We start from the raw sequence: 16,100 nt of genomic DNA, 5'->3' as shown, positions 1-16,100 counted from the left end.
TCGCCCTACTGCGAGACGTTCGTCTCCGTCCGAACGTCCCGCGAGGAGCGACCGAGTTCCACGGTGTACTCGCCCTCGTCGGTCGTCCAGCCCCCGTCCTCGTCGTACCGCTGGAACGCGAGTTCGTTCAGCGAGACGCTCACCGTCGTCGACTCCCCCGCGGCGAGTTCGACGGCGGCGTAGCCCGCGAGTTCGCGCCGCGGTCGGTCGATGCCGTCGACGGCCGGCGCCGCGACGTACGCCTGCACGACTTCGCGGCCGTCCCGTTCGGAGACGTTCTCCACCCCGACTTCGACCGTCGACTCGTCGGCCATCGACGCGTCGCCGTACGCGAACTCAGCGTAGGAGCGGCCGTGACCGAACGGGTACGTCGGGTCGGACTCCGCGGCGTCGAAGTGGCGGTAGCCGACGAAGACGTCCTCGTCGTAGCGCGCCTCGTAGTCGACGCCGGGGAACCGCTCTTCGGTGTTCGCCGGGTACGACCCTTCGGGTGCGAACGTCACCGGGAGACGGCCCGCGGCGTCGACGTCGCCGTACAGCACCGACGCGACGGCGTCCCCGTCGGCCTGTCCGGGATACCAGGCGACCGCGACGGCGGCGACGTCCTCCCGCCACGGCATCTCGACGGGGCCGCCGGACTGCACGAGGACGACCGTCCGGTCGTTCGCCTCGGCGACGGCCGCGACCAGTTCGTCCTGCTCGCCGGGTAGACGGAGGCTCTCGCGGTCCTCGGCCTCGGAGTTCGCGTCCCGGACGACGACGACGGCGACGTCCGCCTCGGCGGCGCGTTCGACGGCCTCGTCGAGACTCGGTTCGTCGTCTCCGGTCTCGGGTTCCTCCTCCGACTCGTGGTCGAAGAACGACGGCGTCCGAATCTTCGCCACCCCCTGCGCGTACTCGACGGTGCCCTCCGAGCGCGCTCGAATCCCGTCGAGCGTCGGCGTCTCGTGCGCCGATTCGACTTCCGAGGACCCGCCGCCGCCGAGCATCGCGTCTTCGGCGCCTGGACCGAGGATGGCCACGTCCGCGTTGGCGTCGAGCGGGAGGACGCCGTCGTTCTCCAAGAGGACGGTCGCCCGCGCGGCGATGGTCTCCGCGAGCGAACGGTGCTCCGGCGTGTCGACGGCGCCTTCGTCCCGTTCACCGTCGAACAGTCCGATGCGCTCCATCTGCCGCAGGATTCTCGCCACCATGTCGTCGAGCCGCGATTCCGGTACGTCTCCCGATTCGACGGCCTCTTCGAGCGACGCGGCGAACAGTCCGGCCTTCGCGTCGGGGCCCGGAAGCGCCTCCCCGTCGGCGTCCTCGAACAGGTCGGTGTCGGGGTCCATCTGGAAGGCGTCTTTCAACTCCTCGAACGTGATACCCGGCATCTCCAAATCGAGACCGGCGTTCGCCGACCCGGCGACGCTGTTCGTCCCGAACCAATCGGAGACGACGTAGCCGTCGAAGCCCCACTCGCCTTTGAGCACGTCGGTGAGCAGGCGGCGGTGGTCGCTCATGTATGTTCCGTTGACGCGGTTGTACGAGGTCATCACCGACCCGGCGCCGGCCTCGACGGCCGCCCGGAAGCCGGGGAGGTAGAGTTCTCGGAGCGCTCGTTCGCTCGTCTCGGCGCTGACGCGCAGTCGCTTCGTCTCCTGATTGTTGGCGACGTAGTGCTTCGGCGTCGCGATGACGTCCTCAGACTGGACGCCCTTGACGACGGCCGCGGCCAAATCCGCCGTCAGAACGGGGTCTTCGGAGTAGTACTCGAAGTTTCGCCCGCAGTGGGGGACGCGAATCAGGTTCAGGCCGGGACCGAGTATCGAGTGCTGACCCCGCGCCTTCGCCTCCCGACCCATCGCGACGCCCTGTCGCTCGGCGAGTTCGAGGTTGAACGTTGCGGCGAGGGCGATAGACGCCGGAAACGCCGTCGCGGACTGCCCGGGAACGCGGACTCCGAGCGGTCCGTCGACCAGTTTCAACTCGGGGATGTCTAGTCGCTCGACGCCCGGCAGATATCCCGTCGCGGTCCGTTCGGGGTCCACGGCGCCGTGAACCAGACTCACTTTCTCCTCGCGCGTGAGCGCGTCGGCCAACTCTTCCACGCGTCCGCCGGGATCTGTCATGGTTACTTCGATTTCGAGTACCTTCCCGATTAATATTCTGGTAACGCTCGGGCTTCAGCGTCCGACGATGGCGGAAAGCTTTTACCGAAACGATAGCGATAGAGAGTATGGCAGGCACGGCACCAATCAAGGCGGTCAAAGTTTCCTTCGAGCTCATCGAACTCCTGCGGGAGCTCGACGGTGCGGGCGTCTCGGAGGTCGCACAGCGACTCGACAAGCCGACGAGCACCGTGCACGACCACCTCCGGACGCTCGAACAGGAGGAGTATCTCATCAAGGAGGGCGATACCTACCACGTGAGCACGCGCTTTCTCGAGTTGGGCGACCAGGCGCGCTCCCGCAAGAAGGTGTTCAAGATAGCCCGTCCCGAGATAAACCAACTCGCGCAGACCTCCGGCGAGCACGCGAACCTGATGATCGAAGAGCACGGGATGGGGGTCTTCCTCTATCGCTCCCGCGGTCCGGACGCCGTCCAGTTAGACACGCACGCGGGGATGCGCGTCCCCCTCCAGACGACGGCGCTCGGCAAGACCATCATGGCCAACCGACCGCGCGACGAGGTGGAGGCGATACTCGACCGGCACGGCCTGCCACCAGTGACCGACAGCACGATAACCGACAGGGACGAACTGTTCGACGTTCTCGAGGAAGTCCGAGCACGCGGCTACGCCTACGACGACGAAGAGCGCGTCAAGGGGATGCGCTGCGTCGCCGCGCCGATAACCGACGAGAACGGATACGCCATCGCGGCCCTCAGCGTCTCCGGACCCAAGAGCCGGATGCGCGAACAGCGCTTCACCGAGGAGGTGCCCGAACAGATTCTCCGGAGCGCCAACGTCGTCGAGGTGAACCTCACCTACTCCTGACGTGGCGACGCGCACCGAATCGGGAGCACAACAGTTAGGTACCGTCCCGTGTCACTCACGCACGATGCAACTCGTCCGATACACGAACGGCGGCGCGCCGCAGTGGGGCGTCCGCCGCGACGACGACATCGTACCGCTGACCGGACTCCGCGAGGACGTCTCCTACGAGCAACTCACCAGCCCCGGCTTCCTCCGAGTCGTCGAGGACGCGGTCGACGCCGCGGAAGACCAGGCGATTCCCGCGTCGGACGCGAAACTACTCGCCCCCGTTCCGCGACCGGGGAAAATCGTCTGCGTCGGTCTCAACTACCACGACCACGCTGAAGAGCAGAACGAGGAGGTACCCGAGCGACCGCTCCTGTTCGGAAAGTCGGACACGTCGGTGACGAACCCGGGCGACCCCATCGTCCACCCCGCCGACGTCGAACAGGTGGACTACGAGGTGGAACTCGGCGTCGTCATCGGCCGGACGGCCAAGGACGTCTCCGCCGAGGAGGCTTCGGAGTACATCGCCGGCTACACCGCCGTCAACGACGTGAGCGGACGCGACGCCCAGTTCGAAGACGAGCAGTTCTTCCGCGGGAAGAGCTACGACACGTTCGCCCCCATGGGGCCGACGCTCGTTCCCGAAAGCGACGTGAACCCCAACGAACTCGACGTCGCCTGCCGGGTCAACGGCGAGACGAAACAGGAGTCGAACACGGAGGAGTTCATCTTCGACGTGGGAGAGGTCGTCGAGTACATCAGCGGTATTACCACGCTGCGGCCGGGCGACGTCATCTCGACGGGGACGCCGGGCGGCGTCGGCATCTTCCGCGACCCGCCGGAACTGCTCGAACCCGGCGACACCGTCGAAATCGAAATCGAGGGCATCGGAACGCTGCGAAACCCCGTCGTCGCGGACCGGGAGTAACGGGACGAGTGGTCCACTCATCTATTTGTAGCCGCTCCCGACAGTAGTGGTATGACGACGCGGACAGACGACCGTCTGAGTGACAGGCACGTCGCCGTGACCGGCGGCGCTCGGGGTGTCGGACGCGGCATCGCAGTCCGCTGTGCCCGCGCCGGCGCGGACGTGACCGTCTTCGATACGAAACCGGACGTCGCCGAGGAGACCGCCTCACTCGTCCGCGAAACGGGGTCCCAAGCCGCGGTATACGAGGTGGACGTGACCGACGAGTCGGCCGTCGAAGCCGCGGTCCGGTCGGCGACGGACGAGCGCGGGCCGATACACGGCCTCGTGAACAACGCGGGTATCCAGCGAGCGGTTCCCCTGTTGGAGACGAGCGAGGTGGTGTGGGATGGGCACTTCGAGGTGAACGCCAAGGGGACCTTCCTCGTCTCAAAGGTCGTCGCCGCTTCGATGGTCGACGCCGGAACCGCCGACACCGTCGTCAATATCTCGTCGGTGGGCGCCGAGCGTCCGTTCCGCAGGCAGGGAGCCTACGGTGCCTCGAAGGCCGTCGTGTTGGCGTTCACGACTGTGTTGGCGAAAGATCTGAGCGATCACGACATCACCGTCAACGCCGTCAAACCGGGGACCGTCGAGACGCCGATGGTCGAACAGTGGCTCGAGTTTCACCCACTGAGATAGCCGCCGTCCACGGCGATGGACTCGCCCGTCATCCACTCGCCCTCCTCGGAGAGGAGGAGAACGATGACGTGTCCGATCTCTCTGGGTCGGCCCATCCGGTCGAGCACGTGGTCGTTGAGGGCGCCGGCGAGGACGTCCTCGCGAGTCGTTCGCGACTGCGCGGCGTGTTCGCGGGTTCACCTCGGAATAGCCTATCCGATATTGTCGGACACGCCCGGACGAACATTCTGGCGAAGAAGTCGTCTCGAAGGCGAAGCGCGAGTTCATTACATATCTATACCTGTAACCTTACTCCAATTCTGCGCTCCGCCGGGCCGGTCTTGCCGGATGTCTTCGGATGCAGTCAGACGCGAGGTCCGCGGATTTGCGGGAAAACGGGGCCCCTCTCTACGAACAGAGCCTCGCTCGGCGTAGTTTCTACAACGGGTGCAGGTATCTCTCTCGCCGTCACACCTATATTTTCCGTTTGAAATCACAAAAACAGAAATATAGATGTGAAGTCTCGATTACCAGACTCAACTCGGAACGACCTCTACTATTTCACTCTGCTCTCCCCGACTGCCGAAGGTAGTCTACGGCTTCCGCGAACCGTTCCCCCGGGACGACGACAGACTCCCGCGAGCGGACCTTGAGGACGGCCTGCGCGCAGAGGGCGGGCAGATGGTTGTTGTAGAGCGATAGACAGACTTCCCGCGCCGTCTCTTCGCAGACCACGGAGGCGGGCACGCCGGTCTCGACCGCCGTGACCCGTCGAGCGAGCGCACTCAATTCCAGCGACTCGCTGGCCGCGTCGACGGCGGAAACGACGAGGCGACGCCGTCGATTCCGGAGGTACGGCGCCAGAGAGCGGTTCCGGCCGTCCCCGGAGAGGGGCGCGACTGCCGTCCGTCGCTGGTTAGTCATACTCCCTCCTGTCATCGCCCGCTCGTCGACCCGAATATCCACCCGAACGGCGGAAGGCTACTGTCGAATGGCCGCGGTTCGGAGTTCGATTGAAACGGACGTCTTTCCGGATCGATTCCCGGAACTGCCGTCTCGTGTCGTCGTCGAACATATGCCGAAAGCGTCACCCTGGTTCCGCTAAAGTGGTCTGCTTTCATTGTAAACGTCTTCCGAGAAAACACCGTAGCGAAGCATCTGTAGCGCTATTCGAGAGGCGGGTTCGAGCAGTTGGAACGGTACGGTGAACTCTGTCATCCGAACCGGAGAGGCGTGTCACCTCCATGACGTTCGGAGCAGACATCTCATCTTTACATTCGAACCGAACGAGATAGATTTAGACTGCCCCGATTCTCCCTCAACGGCTGCTCACTCTCGCGACGTTCGTTCGACCGGAACCGCGTTCCTTCAGCGTCGACGAACCGTCATCGGAATCTCCTCTTTCGGGCGGGCGGTGACCGTCGCCATCAGGTCCAGCGTCGCTCCCGGCGTGAGTTCGAGGTGGTAGCGCTGGTAGATCGTCGCGAGGAGGAGGCGCGCTTCGAGCATGGCGAATCGGTCCCCGATACAGCGGCGCGGTCCCGCGGCGAACGGGAAGTACGCCAGTCGCGGGAGCGACTGCTCGAAGTCGTCGGTCCAGCGTTCGGGTTCGAAGGCGAGGGGGTCGTCGTACCACCGGGCGTCGCGGTGGACGACCCACTGGTGCATCCGCACCGTCGCGCCCGGCGGAATCTCGTAGCCGCCGACGACGTCCGGCTTCACGGGTTCGCGCACGATTCCCGGCACCGGCGGGTACAGGCGCATCGACTCTTTGACCACCTGCTCCGTGTACGTCAACTCCGGGAGGTCCGTCATCTCCGGCGTCCGGCCGTCCAGTACCTCGTCCAACTCCGCGATCAGTTTGGCCTCGGCCCCGGGGTGGCGGGCGAGGGCGTAGGCGGTGAACGTCAGCGACAGGGCGGTCGTTTCGTGCCCGGCCAGGAGGAGCGTCACCACCTCATCGCGTATCTGCTCCGTCGAGAGCCTCTCTCCTTCGTCGTCCGTCACGTCGATGAGCATCGAGATGACGTCCCGCTCTCCGGGGTTCGCGCGCCGTTCCTCGATGAGTTCGTAGACCACCTCGTCGAGTCGCGCTCTGGCCTCGCGAATCCGTCGTCGCGAGGGCGTCGGAACCGCCTGCGGCAGGACGTAGTTCGAGAGGCTCTCGGAGGCCGCCATGAACTCCTCCAACGCCGACCCGATGTCGTCGACGTGATCGTTGATGTCGACGCCGAACAGGGCTCTCGCGACTATCTTCAGCGTCACCGTCATCATATCCTCGTGAACGGGGCGCGTCTGCCCGTCCTCCCACGTCGCCAGCATCTCCTCGGTGGCGTCCGTCATCATCTCCGCGTACTCTTGAATGCGGTCCGGGTGGAACGCGGGTTGGATGAGGTGTCGGTTGCGGCGCCAGACGGCGCCCTCGCTGTTCAGGATGCCGTTGCCCGTGATGGGTCCGAGCGTCCGCTGGAAGGCGTCGCCCTTGACGTAGTTTTGGTTGTTCTGCACGAGGACGTGCTCGATATCGTCGGGATGATTGAGCTGATAGACCGGACCGTCCAGTTCCTTCCACCCGACCACGTCGCCGTACTCCGCGGCGTTGTCGGTCATGAACTCGAACGGGCGGCGGACGGACGCGAGGTAGTTGCCCACGATGGGGAGTCCGTCGGGTCCCGGTGGCATCTCGTCGGTCATCGGCGGAACGTCACTGCTCATAGCCTCTCCTTCGGTCCCGCTCCGCCTGCTTCTGACGCCGAGCATGCTAGGTGTATTTATCACCTCCCGGTTAATCCCCGACGCGGCGGGCGGAGGGCGGTTCGACCTCGCGTCCCGCCGATTCCCATGAGATACGCGACGGTGAAACTGACGTGGCCCGCGGGACTGCTTCGTCCCCTCGAAGCGAACTTTGCGCGAGAAGAGGCCGTACGGGTTGAAGCGATACTGTACGTGAACCCCGGGCCCGAGGGGGAGTACGTCGAACTCCTGGAACTCCGCGGCGACTTGGAACGGGCGTCCGCGGTACTGGCGTCGTCGCCCGACGTTCTGGAGTACGACGTGACCGGGTCGGACGGTCACGGCGTCGCCTACGTGCAGTGCCGAACGTCGACGCTGGTTGGCGACCTGCTGGCGGTCCTCCACGACAACGAAATCGTCGTCGACTGGCCGATGCATCTCACCGACGAGGGGGGACGGGGACTCGAAGTGACGGTACTCGGGACCAATCGGGCGATTCAGCGCGCGGTAGCCGACCTACCCGCTGGTGTCGAATTCACGCTCGAACGCCTCGGAGAGTACGACGCCGGCGGACTCGGTGACGTCCTGACCGACCGCCAATCGGAGGTACTCGAACTCGCCGTCGCGGAGGGGTACTACGACGTTCCCCGCCGGACAACGCACCGCGAACTCGCCGAGACCCTCGGCGTCGCGGCGGGAACCGTCAGCGAACACCTCCAACGAATCGAGTCAAAAATAATCAAATCGAGGATCAGATAATCCGAATATATTCTCGAAATTCCGTAATGAAGGTGTATTATCCCAAATAGAAGTATAGAGTAGGTAGATGGGTTATAAATAATGCGTCAACCGGTGGATAAAAAATCGAATCCGAGCCCTGACCTACCGCCTGATAACTCTCGCACGATATGAGCCACTGCCCGTTGTTCGCATCCGGAGCTCCTGCCGAGCGTTCACCTGTCTTCGGTTAGTTCCGTTCGGCACGGCGTTTCTCTGCCCCTCCAATTGCGTCACAAGTCTATACCTGTAATGCGTATCCTTCCGGTCGGTGTCGAACCGTACCCGAAGATAGTTCCCCGCTCTGCATCTTCGGGTCCCACAAACGAACGGCGCGGACTCGACGGCCCGACGAAGCCGCCGCATCCGCTACTTACCGCTCGATTCTCAGCCCTGAATACGCTCGAACTCGTCGACGCCGGCTTGCGCGACTTCCATGTCCTGTTCGACCTCGCCGCCGCTGACGCCGATGGTACCGATAATCTCACCGTCGACGGTGAGCGGGTAGCCGCCGCCGAAGATCACGATACGGTTCTCGTCGGTCGTTTGCAGACCGTACAGTGAGTTGCCGGGTTCGCTGGGTTCGGCGAGTTGGTCCGTGCTCGTCTCCAGTGCCGCGGCCGTGTACGCCTTGTTGCGCGAGATGCTCACCGAAGCGAGCCACGCCCCGTCCATTCGGTGCTGGGCGATGAGATTGCCCTCATCGGTCGCGACGGTGACGACCATCGGTTGTTCGATCTCTTCGGCTTTTTGCTCCGCGGCGTCGATTATCTTCGTTGCGGTTTCGAGGCTAAGTTCTTCTGCCATCAACGGTCTCCGCTTCGAAGACGGGCCACAAATAGATTACCCCGATGACCCGCCTCTCGATTCAGGTGGGGTGACGAAACTCCGCCGACTGTCTTTCAGTTTCGAAATTGATAGCACTATACGGAACCGTAACCGCCGCTTCGGCGTCTGGTGTAGCGCCTCGCTTCCGGTGCGTCTTCGCTTCGGACGGAATCGTCGCCTTTCGAACTTGGTCGGGGCAGTTACGTCCCCGCCGTGTTCTCTCGTCGCTCGAAGCGAATCTTCCGACACTACCGGAAATACCGCGGTAGTTTCCCTGTTTTCGTAGGCGGATGTGAGCTTTCCTGTCTGAGAGTCGCGTGAGTGAGGGCACTCTATCGCAGTATCACGTACGCTGACGACTCGTATCGACCGTACTCGTGCTCTCTCTGTCGGTGGCTGTCCCACCGTTCGAGTTCTCATTCGGCCGCAGTCGACAGCCTCGAGATTTCCCTCTTGAACCTCCCTTCGGATTGCACTGGGACCGATTCGAATCGGAGTAGCGAGCGCACAGACTGACACCTGATTCCGACGATACCGGAAATACGGCTATCGCGCCCGATGTGACCCGACTACCTGCACGATGGCCCCCTCTTGTGACGGTGGGTCGGTAACGTACTCTGTGACTGTACCGGCGTCCCGAACAGACGACGAGTCCTCTCCCACGTCTTCGAATCGGAACGTCGGCGAACGGTCGTCGTCAACGTCGGTTCCGAGGCATTCGCACCTGAACCAACCGACGTGGGGTGAGGGGAGTTGGCTGGACGAGTCCCTGAAATCACCGTGCTCGGTGCCTGCTTTGAGTAACGCGTCGCCGTACCGAAATTGGTTCAGACGCCGAAGCGGTACCAGACGAGGTAGCCGACGTATCCGACGAGGACGCCGACGAACAGGCTCGCCCCCCAGACGCCCGCGATTCCGGCGATGGGGCCGGTGAAGACGAACATCCCGAGGACGAACAGGACGACTGCGAGGGCGATGCAGGTCCAAAACAGCGTGCTCTTCGGAACGGATAACCCCGTCTGATCGGACTCCGCGTGTGACGATGTCGCGTTCGACATGTTATGACGTGTGCTCTCCCACTACATACGTGTTGCGCCATTCGGCGAGCAGTAGATAGGGACAGCCGAAGAGACGGCCGAACGACCAGCCGAAGTCAGTCGTGCAGTTCCGGGCTGTTCCAGTACTCGTGGGTCTCGTCGGCGCGGAAGCACCGACAGAGGTGTCCGTCGGAACCGGTCGTTATCTCGTTCGGGTGTTCCCGCTGGCAGACCTCTCGGGCCTCCGGACACCGCGGGTGGAAGTTACAGCCGTCCGGGAGGTCCGTCGGGTCGGGAACGTCTATCTTCCGGATGGGGAACTCCCCATCGTCGCGGTCGTCGAAGAGATTGGGCGTCGCCCAGCGGAGCGCCTTCGTGTAGGGGTGTTTCGGGTTCTCGATGATCTCCTCGACCCCTCCGATTTCGACGATTTCGCCGAGGTACATCACGGCGATGCGGCCGCCGGACTTCTCGGCGATGTAGCGGGCGTTCGAGAGGTCGTGGCTGATGAACAGATACGAGGTGTCGAAGATATCCTGCAGTTCCAACATCAGATCCATCATCTCGACGCGCAGCGATACGTCGAGTGCGCTTATCGCCTCGTCCGCGAGGATGAGGTCGGGGTTGAGAAGCATCGCGCGGACCAGGACCGCCCGCTGTTTCTCTCCGCCGGAGAGTTGGTGCGGGTAGCGGTTGAGGAAGTCGCCGGGCGGGGTCATTCCCACACGCTCGAACATCGCGTAAATCCGCTCTTCGCGGCGTTCGCGGCTCATATCGGGGTTCCACTTCTTTAGCGGCAGCGACAGCGACGTGATGATGCGCTGGTTCGGGTTGAGCGCACTCCCGGGGTCTTGGTGGATGATCTGGAGGGCGTGTCTGATCTCCGAGAACGGTATCGAGGCGTTATTGCCGCTGCTCTTCGCCTCCCACACGTCCTGACCGCGGTACTTCACGGACCCGCTGGTCGGTTTCTGCACGCCGATTGCGGTCTTTCCGAGCGTCGACTTCCCGCATCCGCTCTCGCCGATGAGCGTCACTATCTCGCGTTCGGCGATATCCAAGGAGACGCCGTCGACGGCTCTGACCGGGTTCGAGTCGTCGAGGAAGCTCAACATCCCGTTGCTGTTGTTGAACTCGACAGAGACGTCCTCCATCGAGACGACCGGACCGGATCCGGAACTACTCATGGACCGCTCCCTCCTGCTTCGAGTCGCCCCGGAGCGGAACGGCTTCTCTCGCCTTCTCGTGGTAGAAGCACGCCGACTCGTGCGTTCCGTTGACCGTCGCCATCGGCGGTTCGGAACTCCGACAGTGTTCGTCGGCGATGGGACACCGGGGGTGATACGAGCAGCCCTCGATTCGGTCGACGGGGTCGGGTTTCGACCCCGCGATGGCGTGCATCTCGTCGACGGGGACGTTCAGATCCGGTGTCGCGGCGAGCAACGCACGCGTGTACGGGTGCGAGGAGTTGTAGAGCAACTCGTCGACCGTCCCGTTCTCGATGATTCCGAAGGCGTACATGACGGTGAGACGGTCCGCGAGTTTCGTCAGCAGGGGGAGGTCGTGCGTGATGAACACGATGGTGAGGTCGTGCTCCTCCTGTAAATCGTCGAGCAGAGCGACGATGGAACGCTGCATCAGCAGGTCCAGCGCGGCGGTCGGTTCGTCCATCACGAGCACCTCCGGTTCGAGGATAAGGCTGAGCGCGATGAGCGCGCGCTGTTTCATTCCTCCGCTCAGTTCGTGAGGGTAGGCGTCCATGACTCTGTCGGGGTCGAGATAGACGCTTTCGAGCAGTTCGCGGGCGCGTTCGAGACCGGCCGGGATGTCGCGGTTGTGGTCCTGAAGCGTCTCCCTGAAGTGCGCTCGGACTCGCATCACGGGGTTGAGCGAACTCATCGCCCCTTGGAACACCATCGCGACCTCCTCCCAGCGGAACCGTTTGAGCTCCGACTCCGAGAGCTCCAGCACCGAGATGGGGTCGCCATCCTGCGGGTAGTACGTCACCTCACCCGAACAGACGCCGGGTTCGACGACGGCGTTGAGAAGCGAGGAGGAGAGCATGGATTTGCCGCTCCCGCTCTCGCCGACGATACCGAGCGTCTCTTCCCGGTGGATGTTCAGATCCACGTCTCTGACGACGCGAGACGCGCCGCGGTTCAACTCGAACGACACGTCCAGATTCCGGATCTCGAATATTTCGTCTCGAACGCTCATTGTTCACCTACTGCGTGCATTCGGATGCTCGTTGATAGTAGTATCGTCATCTGTTCTCACACGTCTCCGTCGCCTTGGCCTTGATCCATCGCGCTGTTATCGCTGGTCGTCGACGCGTGCCGCGCGCGCAACCGCACGTTGAACACGCTGTCCATGCCCTGCGAGAACAGCACGAGTCCGAACGACATCAGGAAGATGGTCACCATCGGGAAGATGAGCCAGTGCAGCATCTGCGGGCGGTTCAGCGCGCCGCCCTTGTACGCGAGGTTCATCAGCACGCCCCAGTTGAACGTCGTGAAGGGGAGGATGCCCAGGAAGTACAACCCGACCGACTCGAAGATGATGCGCCGGGAGGCGAGTGCGGAGTTGATGGTGATGTATGGCATCAACTGACCCAAGAGGTCGCGTCGCAGGATGGTCCCCGTCGAGAGCCCCATTATTCGAGAGGCCTCGACGTAGGATTCTTGCCGGATACTGAGAACCTGCGAACGGACCGTCCGCGCGAGCCCCGGCCAGTTGTCGAGGCCGAGGAGAACGCCGACGACGTAGGGGTTCTTCGGCGCAAAGATGGCCATGAGGACGATGACGAGCGGCAGACCGGGGATTGTGATGACGATGTCGGTGACGGACATGAGCACCGTGTCGACGACCGTCCCGCGCATGAAGCCCGAGAGGAGGCCGACCAGCGCCGCGACGCCGATACTGACGACGGCGCCGGCGAATATCATCTTGAACATCGCGGGCGTCGCGTGGATGAGTTGGGCGCCGATTGGCTGTCCGAACGTATCGGTCCCGAGGATGTAGTTCAGGTTCTGGAACGGTGGTGCGAGTATCGGCGCGTCGCCGCTGGTCGGGCGGTCGACGAGGACGACGCCCGCCGTCCCCGCGAGGAAGAACCCGAACAGAATCAGCGTCCCGACGACGGCGCGCCAGTCGGTCAGCGCGACGCGGGCGGGAGCAACGAGCGTGAGGTCGGCGGTACGTCGGACCCGTTCTCCCATCGGCGTGGGTTCGTGCTCTACGGACGAGTCGAACAGCTCTTCGAGGTCGACTTTGTCATCGGATTCTTGATCATTCATTGTCTGCTCCTGCGGAGATACGCGGGTCGATGAACCCGTACGTGAGGTCGGCGATGAATATCGCCACGACGGTGACGGTAGTGAAGATTATCAGCGACCCCATCAACAGCGGGTAGTCTTGCGTCTGAATGGCGTTGTACATCAGCAGTCCGACGCCGGGATAGGAGAATATCTGCTCGACGATGACGGCGCTGCTGAAGACGCCGGCGATACCGATCATGAACTGCGTGTACATGGGAAGAATGGCGTTGCGGCCGACGTACTGGGTCGCGATTCGAGAGCCGCGGAGGCCCCGCAGTTTGGCGACCCGAAGGTAGTCCTCGCCGAGCACTCGAACCGAGTTACCGCGCATCGTGAGCGCGCCGCCGAGTCCGAGCATGCTCATCGAGAATATCGGCAGCACGGCGTGCATGACGATGCTGCGCATGAACGGGACGTTGAAGCCGGCGGTCACGCTTGAGGAGACGCGACCCCCGTAGGGGAACCACGACATCTGGATGGCGAAGAAGTAGATAAGAAGAATGCCGACGATGTAGTACGGCACGGAGTTGAGACCGATGAGGACGACGGAACTCACGGAGTCGAAGCGGGACTTCTCCTTGAACGCCATCACCGCCCCGATGAGGACGCTGAGCGAGTAACCGACGACCATCGCGTAGACGCTGATGAACATCGACCACGGAATCCGCTCGAAGATGAGCGTGGTGACGGGTTTGTTCTCGTAGATGGACGTGCCGAGGTCTTGTTCGAGGATGATACTGCTGAAGTACTGGTAGAACTGGACGTACAGCGGTTGGTCGGGTTGAACGTTCGTGTACAACGCGACGAGTCGGTTCAGCCGTTCGATGTTGACCGTGCTCCCGCCGGCCGCCGCCTGTTGGGAGAGGATGACGTTCTTGAGCGATTCGGTCGGACTTCCGGGCATCGCGTGGTAGAGCACGAACGAGAGTGCTATCGTCGCGACGAGAGTCAGAATCGCCTGCCCGAATCGCTTTGCTAGGTAGTTTGTGGCCATGTTTTGAATTATCTTCTGTGTGGTGCCCTAAAACTGTTTCTGGAGTGGTTCGTGACTCGCTACTTCTGCGTTACCCACCCGCGCATCCAGGCGTGCTGTCCCGGGTTGTTGGCGTCTATCTTGTGCTCGCCCGTCCCGTCGGGGAAGCTGAAGTTCGCCTCGTCGCCCCAGTAGCCGCTGTTCTCCTGCATGTAGACGATGGCCGGCAGGTCGTAGTTGAACCACTGGACGAGCGTCTTGGTCCGGTCTTTGACCTGTTCTTTCGACGTCGACGCCGGGAGGTCGTTCATCAGCTTCGCCGGCTGAATCGACTGTCCGTTCCCGGACACCGACTTCGCGCCGACTTGGTTCGGAATCGTCGTCTCGAACGGGACTCCAGTGGGCCCCGTTTCCCCGCCGCTGGATGGGTCGCCCGCGAGGACGCCGTAGAAGTCGTTCGAGTAGTACGCGGTGGGGTGCCACAGCGCTTTCGCGACGTGCCAGACCCACCCGAGGTCGAAGTTCCACTCCTGGAGCTTCGTGTAGTAGTTGTCACCGACGGCGTTCAGGTTCGTCTCGATGCCGAACTGGTTCAGTTGGTCGCTGAGGTACTTGCTCGGTTGCGCCTGCCCGATGTTGTCGCGCGTGAGGATGTCGAGACTGACCGCGCTTCCCTCGGAACTCGTCCACGTGCCGCCCTGCTTCGAGTAGCCGGCCTGTTCCATGTACTGCGCCGCCGCCTCGGTGTCCGCGTTGACGGGGTATTTGATGAGTTGGTCCACGAACTCCTGTCCGAGGTACTCCTCGTGGATGGACGAGCGCAGTCCCGTCTGCACCTGCGTCGGTTCGGCGACGTACGCCGCCTGTACGGCGGCCGCCGTGATTGCTTCGAGGTCGATGGCGCTGATGAGCGCGCGGCGGACGCTCCGGTTCGCGAGGTGCTCGTTCTTCCAGTTGAGGATGAACTTTTGCGTTCTGAACCAGTTCAGCTTGAACTGGTTCTTGATGTTCTCGGGATAGCGCTGCGGTTCGGTGATGTACCCGAACACGGCCATATCGAGTTTGTCGCTCGTGGCCAGCGAGTCCGTGTTGTCGCCGACCGGGACGATGCGCGTCTGTTCGATGTCGGTTCGGTCGGCGTACGGGTGGTCCTCGTACTTCTGTGTGATCGTCTCCGCGGAGTTGAACTGCGTTATCTCGTACAGACCGTTCCCGAGACCCTCGTCGACGAACTGCTGTGTCGAGATGGTCATCTTCAGGAGCTCCTGCGTCACCGCGTCTCGCTCGTCGGAGCCCGAGGCCTCCTCGTACCGAGTGAGATACTCCTCGAAGATCCATCGCGGCGTATTGACCGCCGTGCCGACGAGGCTCGCTTTCATCAGCGACGGCGTCACCGCGTTCTTGAACGTCCGCTTGATCGTCCGCTCGTCGACCAGTTCGTGACCCGCGTAGTTCGACGACTCGGGGTCCTGCAGTCGGTCTATCTCGCTCCCGATGTAGTAGTCCTTCGCCTTGACCGCCTTACCGTTCCAGTACGTCCATCCGGTCGGAAACGTCAGCGTCATCTCCTTGCCCTCTATCGAGATGTCCTCTAGGAAGTCCGAGGCGATGGTCCCGTCGGAGTACGCCGTCGCCACCGGCGTCCAGAAGTACGTGCTGAAGGTGTGACCGAAGTTCGCCAGGTTCCACTTGTTGAACTGGATCTGCGTCGGCTGTCGCCCGCCGACGAAGTCCAGGCGCTCTTCGGATCCGCCGCCTCCTGAATCCCCGGAGGTGCCGGAACCGGAGCCGGTGCCGCCTCCGGACTGCCCGCCGCCGGAGCCGTCGCCACCCATACACCCTGCCAGTCCTGCTGATACGACGCCGGCACCGGCACCCAAGAAGG

Annotated in this window: 14 protein-coding genes and 1 pseudogene; 4 read left to right on the top strand and 11 right to left on the bottom strand. The window is 63.0% G+C overall.

Annotated elements, in window-relative coordinates:
• Positions 1 to 5: 5 nt before the first annotated feature.
• Positions 6 to 2,111: a beta-glucosidase family protein gene (locus C474_RS15905; protein WP_008388622.1), complete on the bottom strand. Its 2,106-nt coding sequence runs from the start codon at positions 2,109 to 2,111 to the stop codon at positions 6 to 8.
• A 107-nt stretch (positions 2,112 to 2,218) separates the two neighbouring features.
• Here C474_RS15905 and C474_RS15900 point away from each other — a divergent pair, with 107 nt between their 5' ends.
• The 3 genes and pseudogenes from C474_RS15900 to C474_RS15890 form a co-directional block, all read left to right on the top strand.
• Positions 2,219 to 2,977 (top strand): IclR family transcriptional regulator, encoded by a 759-nt coding sequence (locus C474_RS15900; protein ID WP_008388620.1) that lies wholly within the window; start codon positions 2,219 to 2,221, stop codon positions 2,975 to 2,977.
• A gap of 64 nt (positions 2,978 to 3,041) precedes the next feature.
• The gene (rhcF, locus tag C474_RS15895) at positions 3,042 to 3,890 is read left to right on the top strand and encodes a 2,4-diketo-3-deoxy-L-rhamnonate hydrolase (RefSeq protein WP_008388619.1); all 849 of its coding nucleotides are present in this window, start codon (positions 3,042 to 3,044) and stop codon (positions 3,888 to 3,890) included.
• A 51-nt stretch (positions 3,891 to 3,941) separates the two neighbouring features.
• A pseudogene (locus tag C474_RS15890) lies at positions 3,942 to 4,559 on the top strand (SDR family NAD(P)-dependent oxidoreductase); the annotation flags it as partial.
• Here the strand turns inward: C474_RS15890 and C474_RS21750 are convergent.
• The 3 genes from C474_RS21750 to C474_RS15880 form a co-directional block, all read right to left on the bottom strand.
• Complete coding sequence (locus C474_RS21750; protein WP_008388613.1) at positions 4,556 to 4,678, bottom strand: SDR family oxidoreductase; 123 nt, start codon at positions 4,676 to 4,678, stop codon at positions 4,556 to 4,558. The pseudogene C474_RS15890 and the gene C474_RS21750 overlap by 4 nt on opposite strands.
• Positions 4,679 to 5,111: 433 nt before the next feature.
• Positions 5,112 to 5,474 carry a DUF7344 domain-containing protein gene (locus tag C474_RS15885; RefSeq protein WP_008388612.1) on the bottom strand — a complete coding sequence of 121 codons (363 nt, stop codon included), beginning with the start codon at positions 5,472 to 5,474 and terminating at the stop codon, positions 5,112 to 5,114.
• A 444-nt stretch (positions 5,475 to 5,918) separates the two neighbouring features.
• Complete coding sequence (locus C474_RS15880; RefSeq protein ID WP_008388610.1) at positions 5,919 to 7,265, bottom strand: cytochrome P450; 1,347 nt, start codon at positions 7,263 to 7,265, stop codon at positions 5,919 to 5,921.
• A gap of 126 nt (positions 7,266 to 7,391) precedes the next feature.
• Here C474_RS15880 and C474_RS15875 point away from each other — a divergent pair, with 126 nt between their 5' ends.
• Positions 7,392 to 8,042 carry a helix-turn-helix domain-containing protein gene (locus C474_RS15875; RefSeq protein WP_008388608.1) on the top strand — a complete coding sequence of 217 codons (651 nt, stop codon included), beginning with the start codon at positions 7,392 to 7,394 and terminating at the stop codon, positions 8,040 to 8,042.
• A 405-nt stretch (positions 8,043 to 8,447) separates the two neighbouring features.
• Here C474_RS15875 and C474_RS15870 read toward each other — a convergent pair whose 3' ends face one another.
• The 7 genes from C474_RS15870 to C474_RS15840 all read right to left on the bottom strand — a co-directional run bounded on the left by C474_RS15870 (position 8,448) and on the right by C474_RS15840 (position 16,050).
• Positions 8,448 to 8,867, bottom strand: a complete 420-nt coding sequence (locus C474_RS15870) for a GlcG/HbpS family heme-binding protein (RefSeq protein WP_008388606.1) — start codon at positions 8,865 to 8,867, stop codon at positions 8,448 to 8,450.
• Positions 8,868 to 9,715: 848 nt separating this feature from the next.
• Positions 9,716 to 9,946 carry an ATP synthase subunit B family protein gene (locus C474_RS15865; protein ID WP_008388604.1) on the bottom strand — a complete coding sequence of 77 codons (231 nt, stop codon included), beginning with the start codon at positions 9,944 to 9,946 and terminating at the stop codon, positions 9,716 to 9,718.
• 95 nt (positions 9,947 to 10,041) lie between these two features.
• On the bottom strand, positions 10,042 to 11,112 hold the full coding sequence (locus C474_RS15860; protein ID WP_008388603.1) for an ABC transporter ATP-binding protein: 1,071 nt from the start codon (positions 11,110 to 11,112) through the stop codon (positions 10,042 to 10,044).
• Positions 11,105 to 12,142: an ABC transporter ATP-binding protein gene (locus C474_RS15855; RefSeq protein ID WP_008388602.1), complete on the bottom strand. Its 1,038-nt coding sequence runs from the start codon at positions 12,140 to 12,142 to the stop codon at positions 11,105 to 11,107. The genes C474_RS15860 and C474_RS15855 overlap by 8 nt, the downstream gene beginning before the upstream one ends.
• Positions 12,143 to 12,198: 56 nt before the next feature.
• Positions 12,199 to 13,221 (bottom strand): ABC transporter permease, encoded by a 1,023-nt coding sequence (locus C474_RS15850; protein WP_008388600.1) that lies wholly within the window; start codon positions 13,219 to 13,221, stop codon positions 12,199 to 12,201.
• Complete coding sequence (locus tag C474_RS15845) at positions 13,214 to 14,236, bottom strand: ABC transporter permease (protein ID WP_008388598.1); 1,023 nt, start codon at positions 14,234 to 14,236, stop codon at positions 13,214 to 13,216. The genes C474_RS15850 and C474_RS15845 overlap by 8 nt, the downstream gene beginning before the upstream one ends.
• Positions 14,237 to 14,295: 59 nt before the next feature.
• On the bottom strand, positions 14,296 to 16,050 hold the full coding sequence (locus C474_RS15840; protein WP_008388596.1) for an ABC transporter substrate-binding protein: 1,755 nt from the start codon (positions 16,048 to 16,050) through the stop codon (positions 14,296 to 14,298).
• Positions 16,051 to 16,100 lie beyond the last annotated feature (50 nt).

The organism is Halogeometricum pallidum JCM 14848, from assembly GCF_000337095.1.
GTDB classification, from domain to species: Archaea; Halobacteriota; Halobacteria; order Halobacteriales; family Haloferacaceae; genus Halogeometricum; species Halogeometricum pallidum.
Note: the sequence above shows the minus strand (reverse complement) of the source record. Positions and strands in the feature narration are given on the sequence as shown.

Coding starts and splice junctions, on each gene's coding strand:
- C474_RS15905 (WP_008388622.1), bottom strand. CDS start 2,111: ATGACAGATCCCGGCGGACGCGTGGAAGAGTTGGCCGACGCGCTCACG.
- C474_RS15900 (WP_008388620.1), top strand. CDS start 2,219: ATGGCAGGCACGGCACCAATCAAGGCGGTCAAAGTTTCCTTCGAGCTC.
- rhcF (WP_008388619.1), top strand. CDS start 3,042: ATGCAACTCGTCCGATACACGAACGGCGGCGCGCCGCAGTGGGGCGTC.
- C474_RS15885 (WP_008388612.1), bottom strand. CDS start 5,474: ATGACTAACCAGCGACGGACGGCAGTCGCGCCCCTCTCCGGGGACGGC.
- C474_RS15880 (WP_008388610.1), bottom strand. CDS start 7,265: ATGAGCAGTGACGTTCCGCCGATGACCGACGAGATGCCACCGGGACCC.
- C474_RS15875 (WP_008388608.1), top strand. CDS start 7,392: ATGAGATACGCGACGGTGAAACTGACGTGGCCCGCGGGACTGCTTCGT.
- C474_RS15870 (WP_008388606.1), bottom strand. CDS start 8,867: ATGGCAGAAGAACTTAGCCTCGAAACCGCAACGAAGATAATCGACGCC.
- C474_RS15865 (WP_008388604.1), bottom strand. CDS start 9,946: ATGTCGAACGCGACATCGTCACACGCGGAGTCCGATCAGACGGGGTTA.
- C474_RS15860 (WP_008388603.1), bottom strand. CDS start 11,112: ATGAGTAGTTCCGGATCCGGTCCGGTCGTCTCGATGGAGGACGTCTCT.
- C474_RS15855 (WP_008388602.1), bottom strand. CDS start 12,142: ATGAGCGTTCGAGACGAAATATTCGAGATCCGGAATCTGGACGTGTCG.
- C474_RS15850 (WP_008388600.1), bottom strand. CDS start 13,221: ATGAATGATCAAGAATCCGATGACAAAGTCGACCTCGAAGAGCTGTTC.
- C474_RS15845 (WP_008388598.1), bottom strand. CDS start 14,236: ATGGCCACAAACTACCTAGCAAAGCGATTCGGGCAGGCGATTCTGACT.
- C474_RS15840 (WP_008388596.1), bottom strand. CDS start 16,050: ATGGGTGGCGACGGCTCCGGCGGCGGGCAGTCCGGAGGCGGCACCGGC.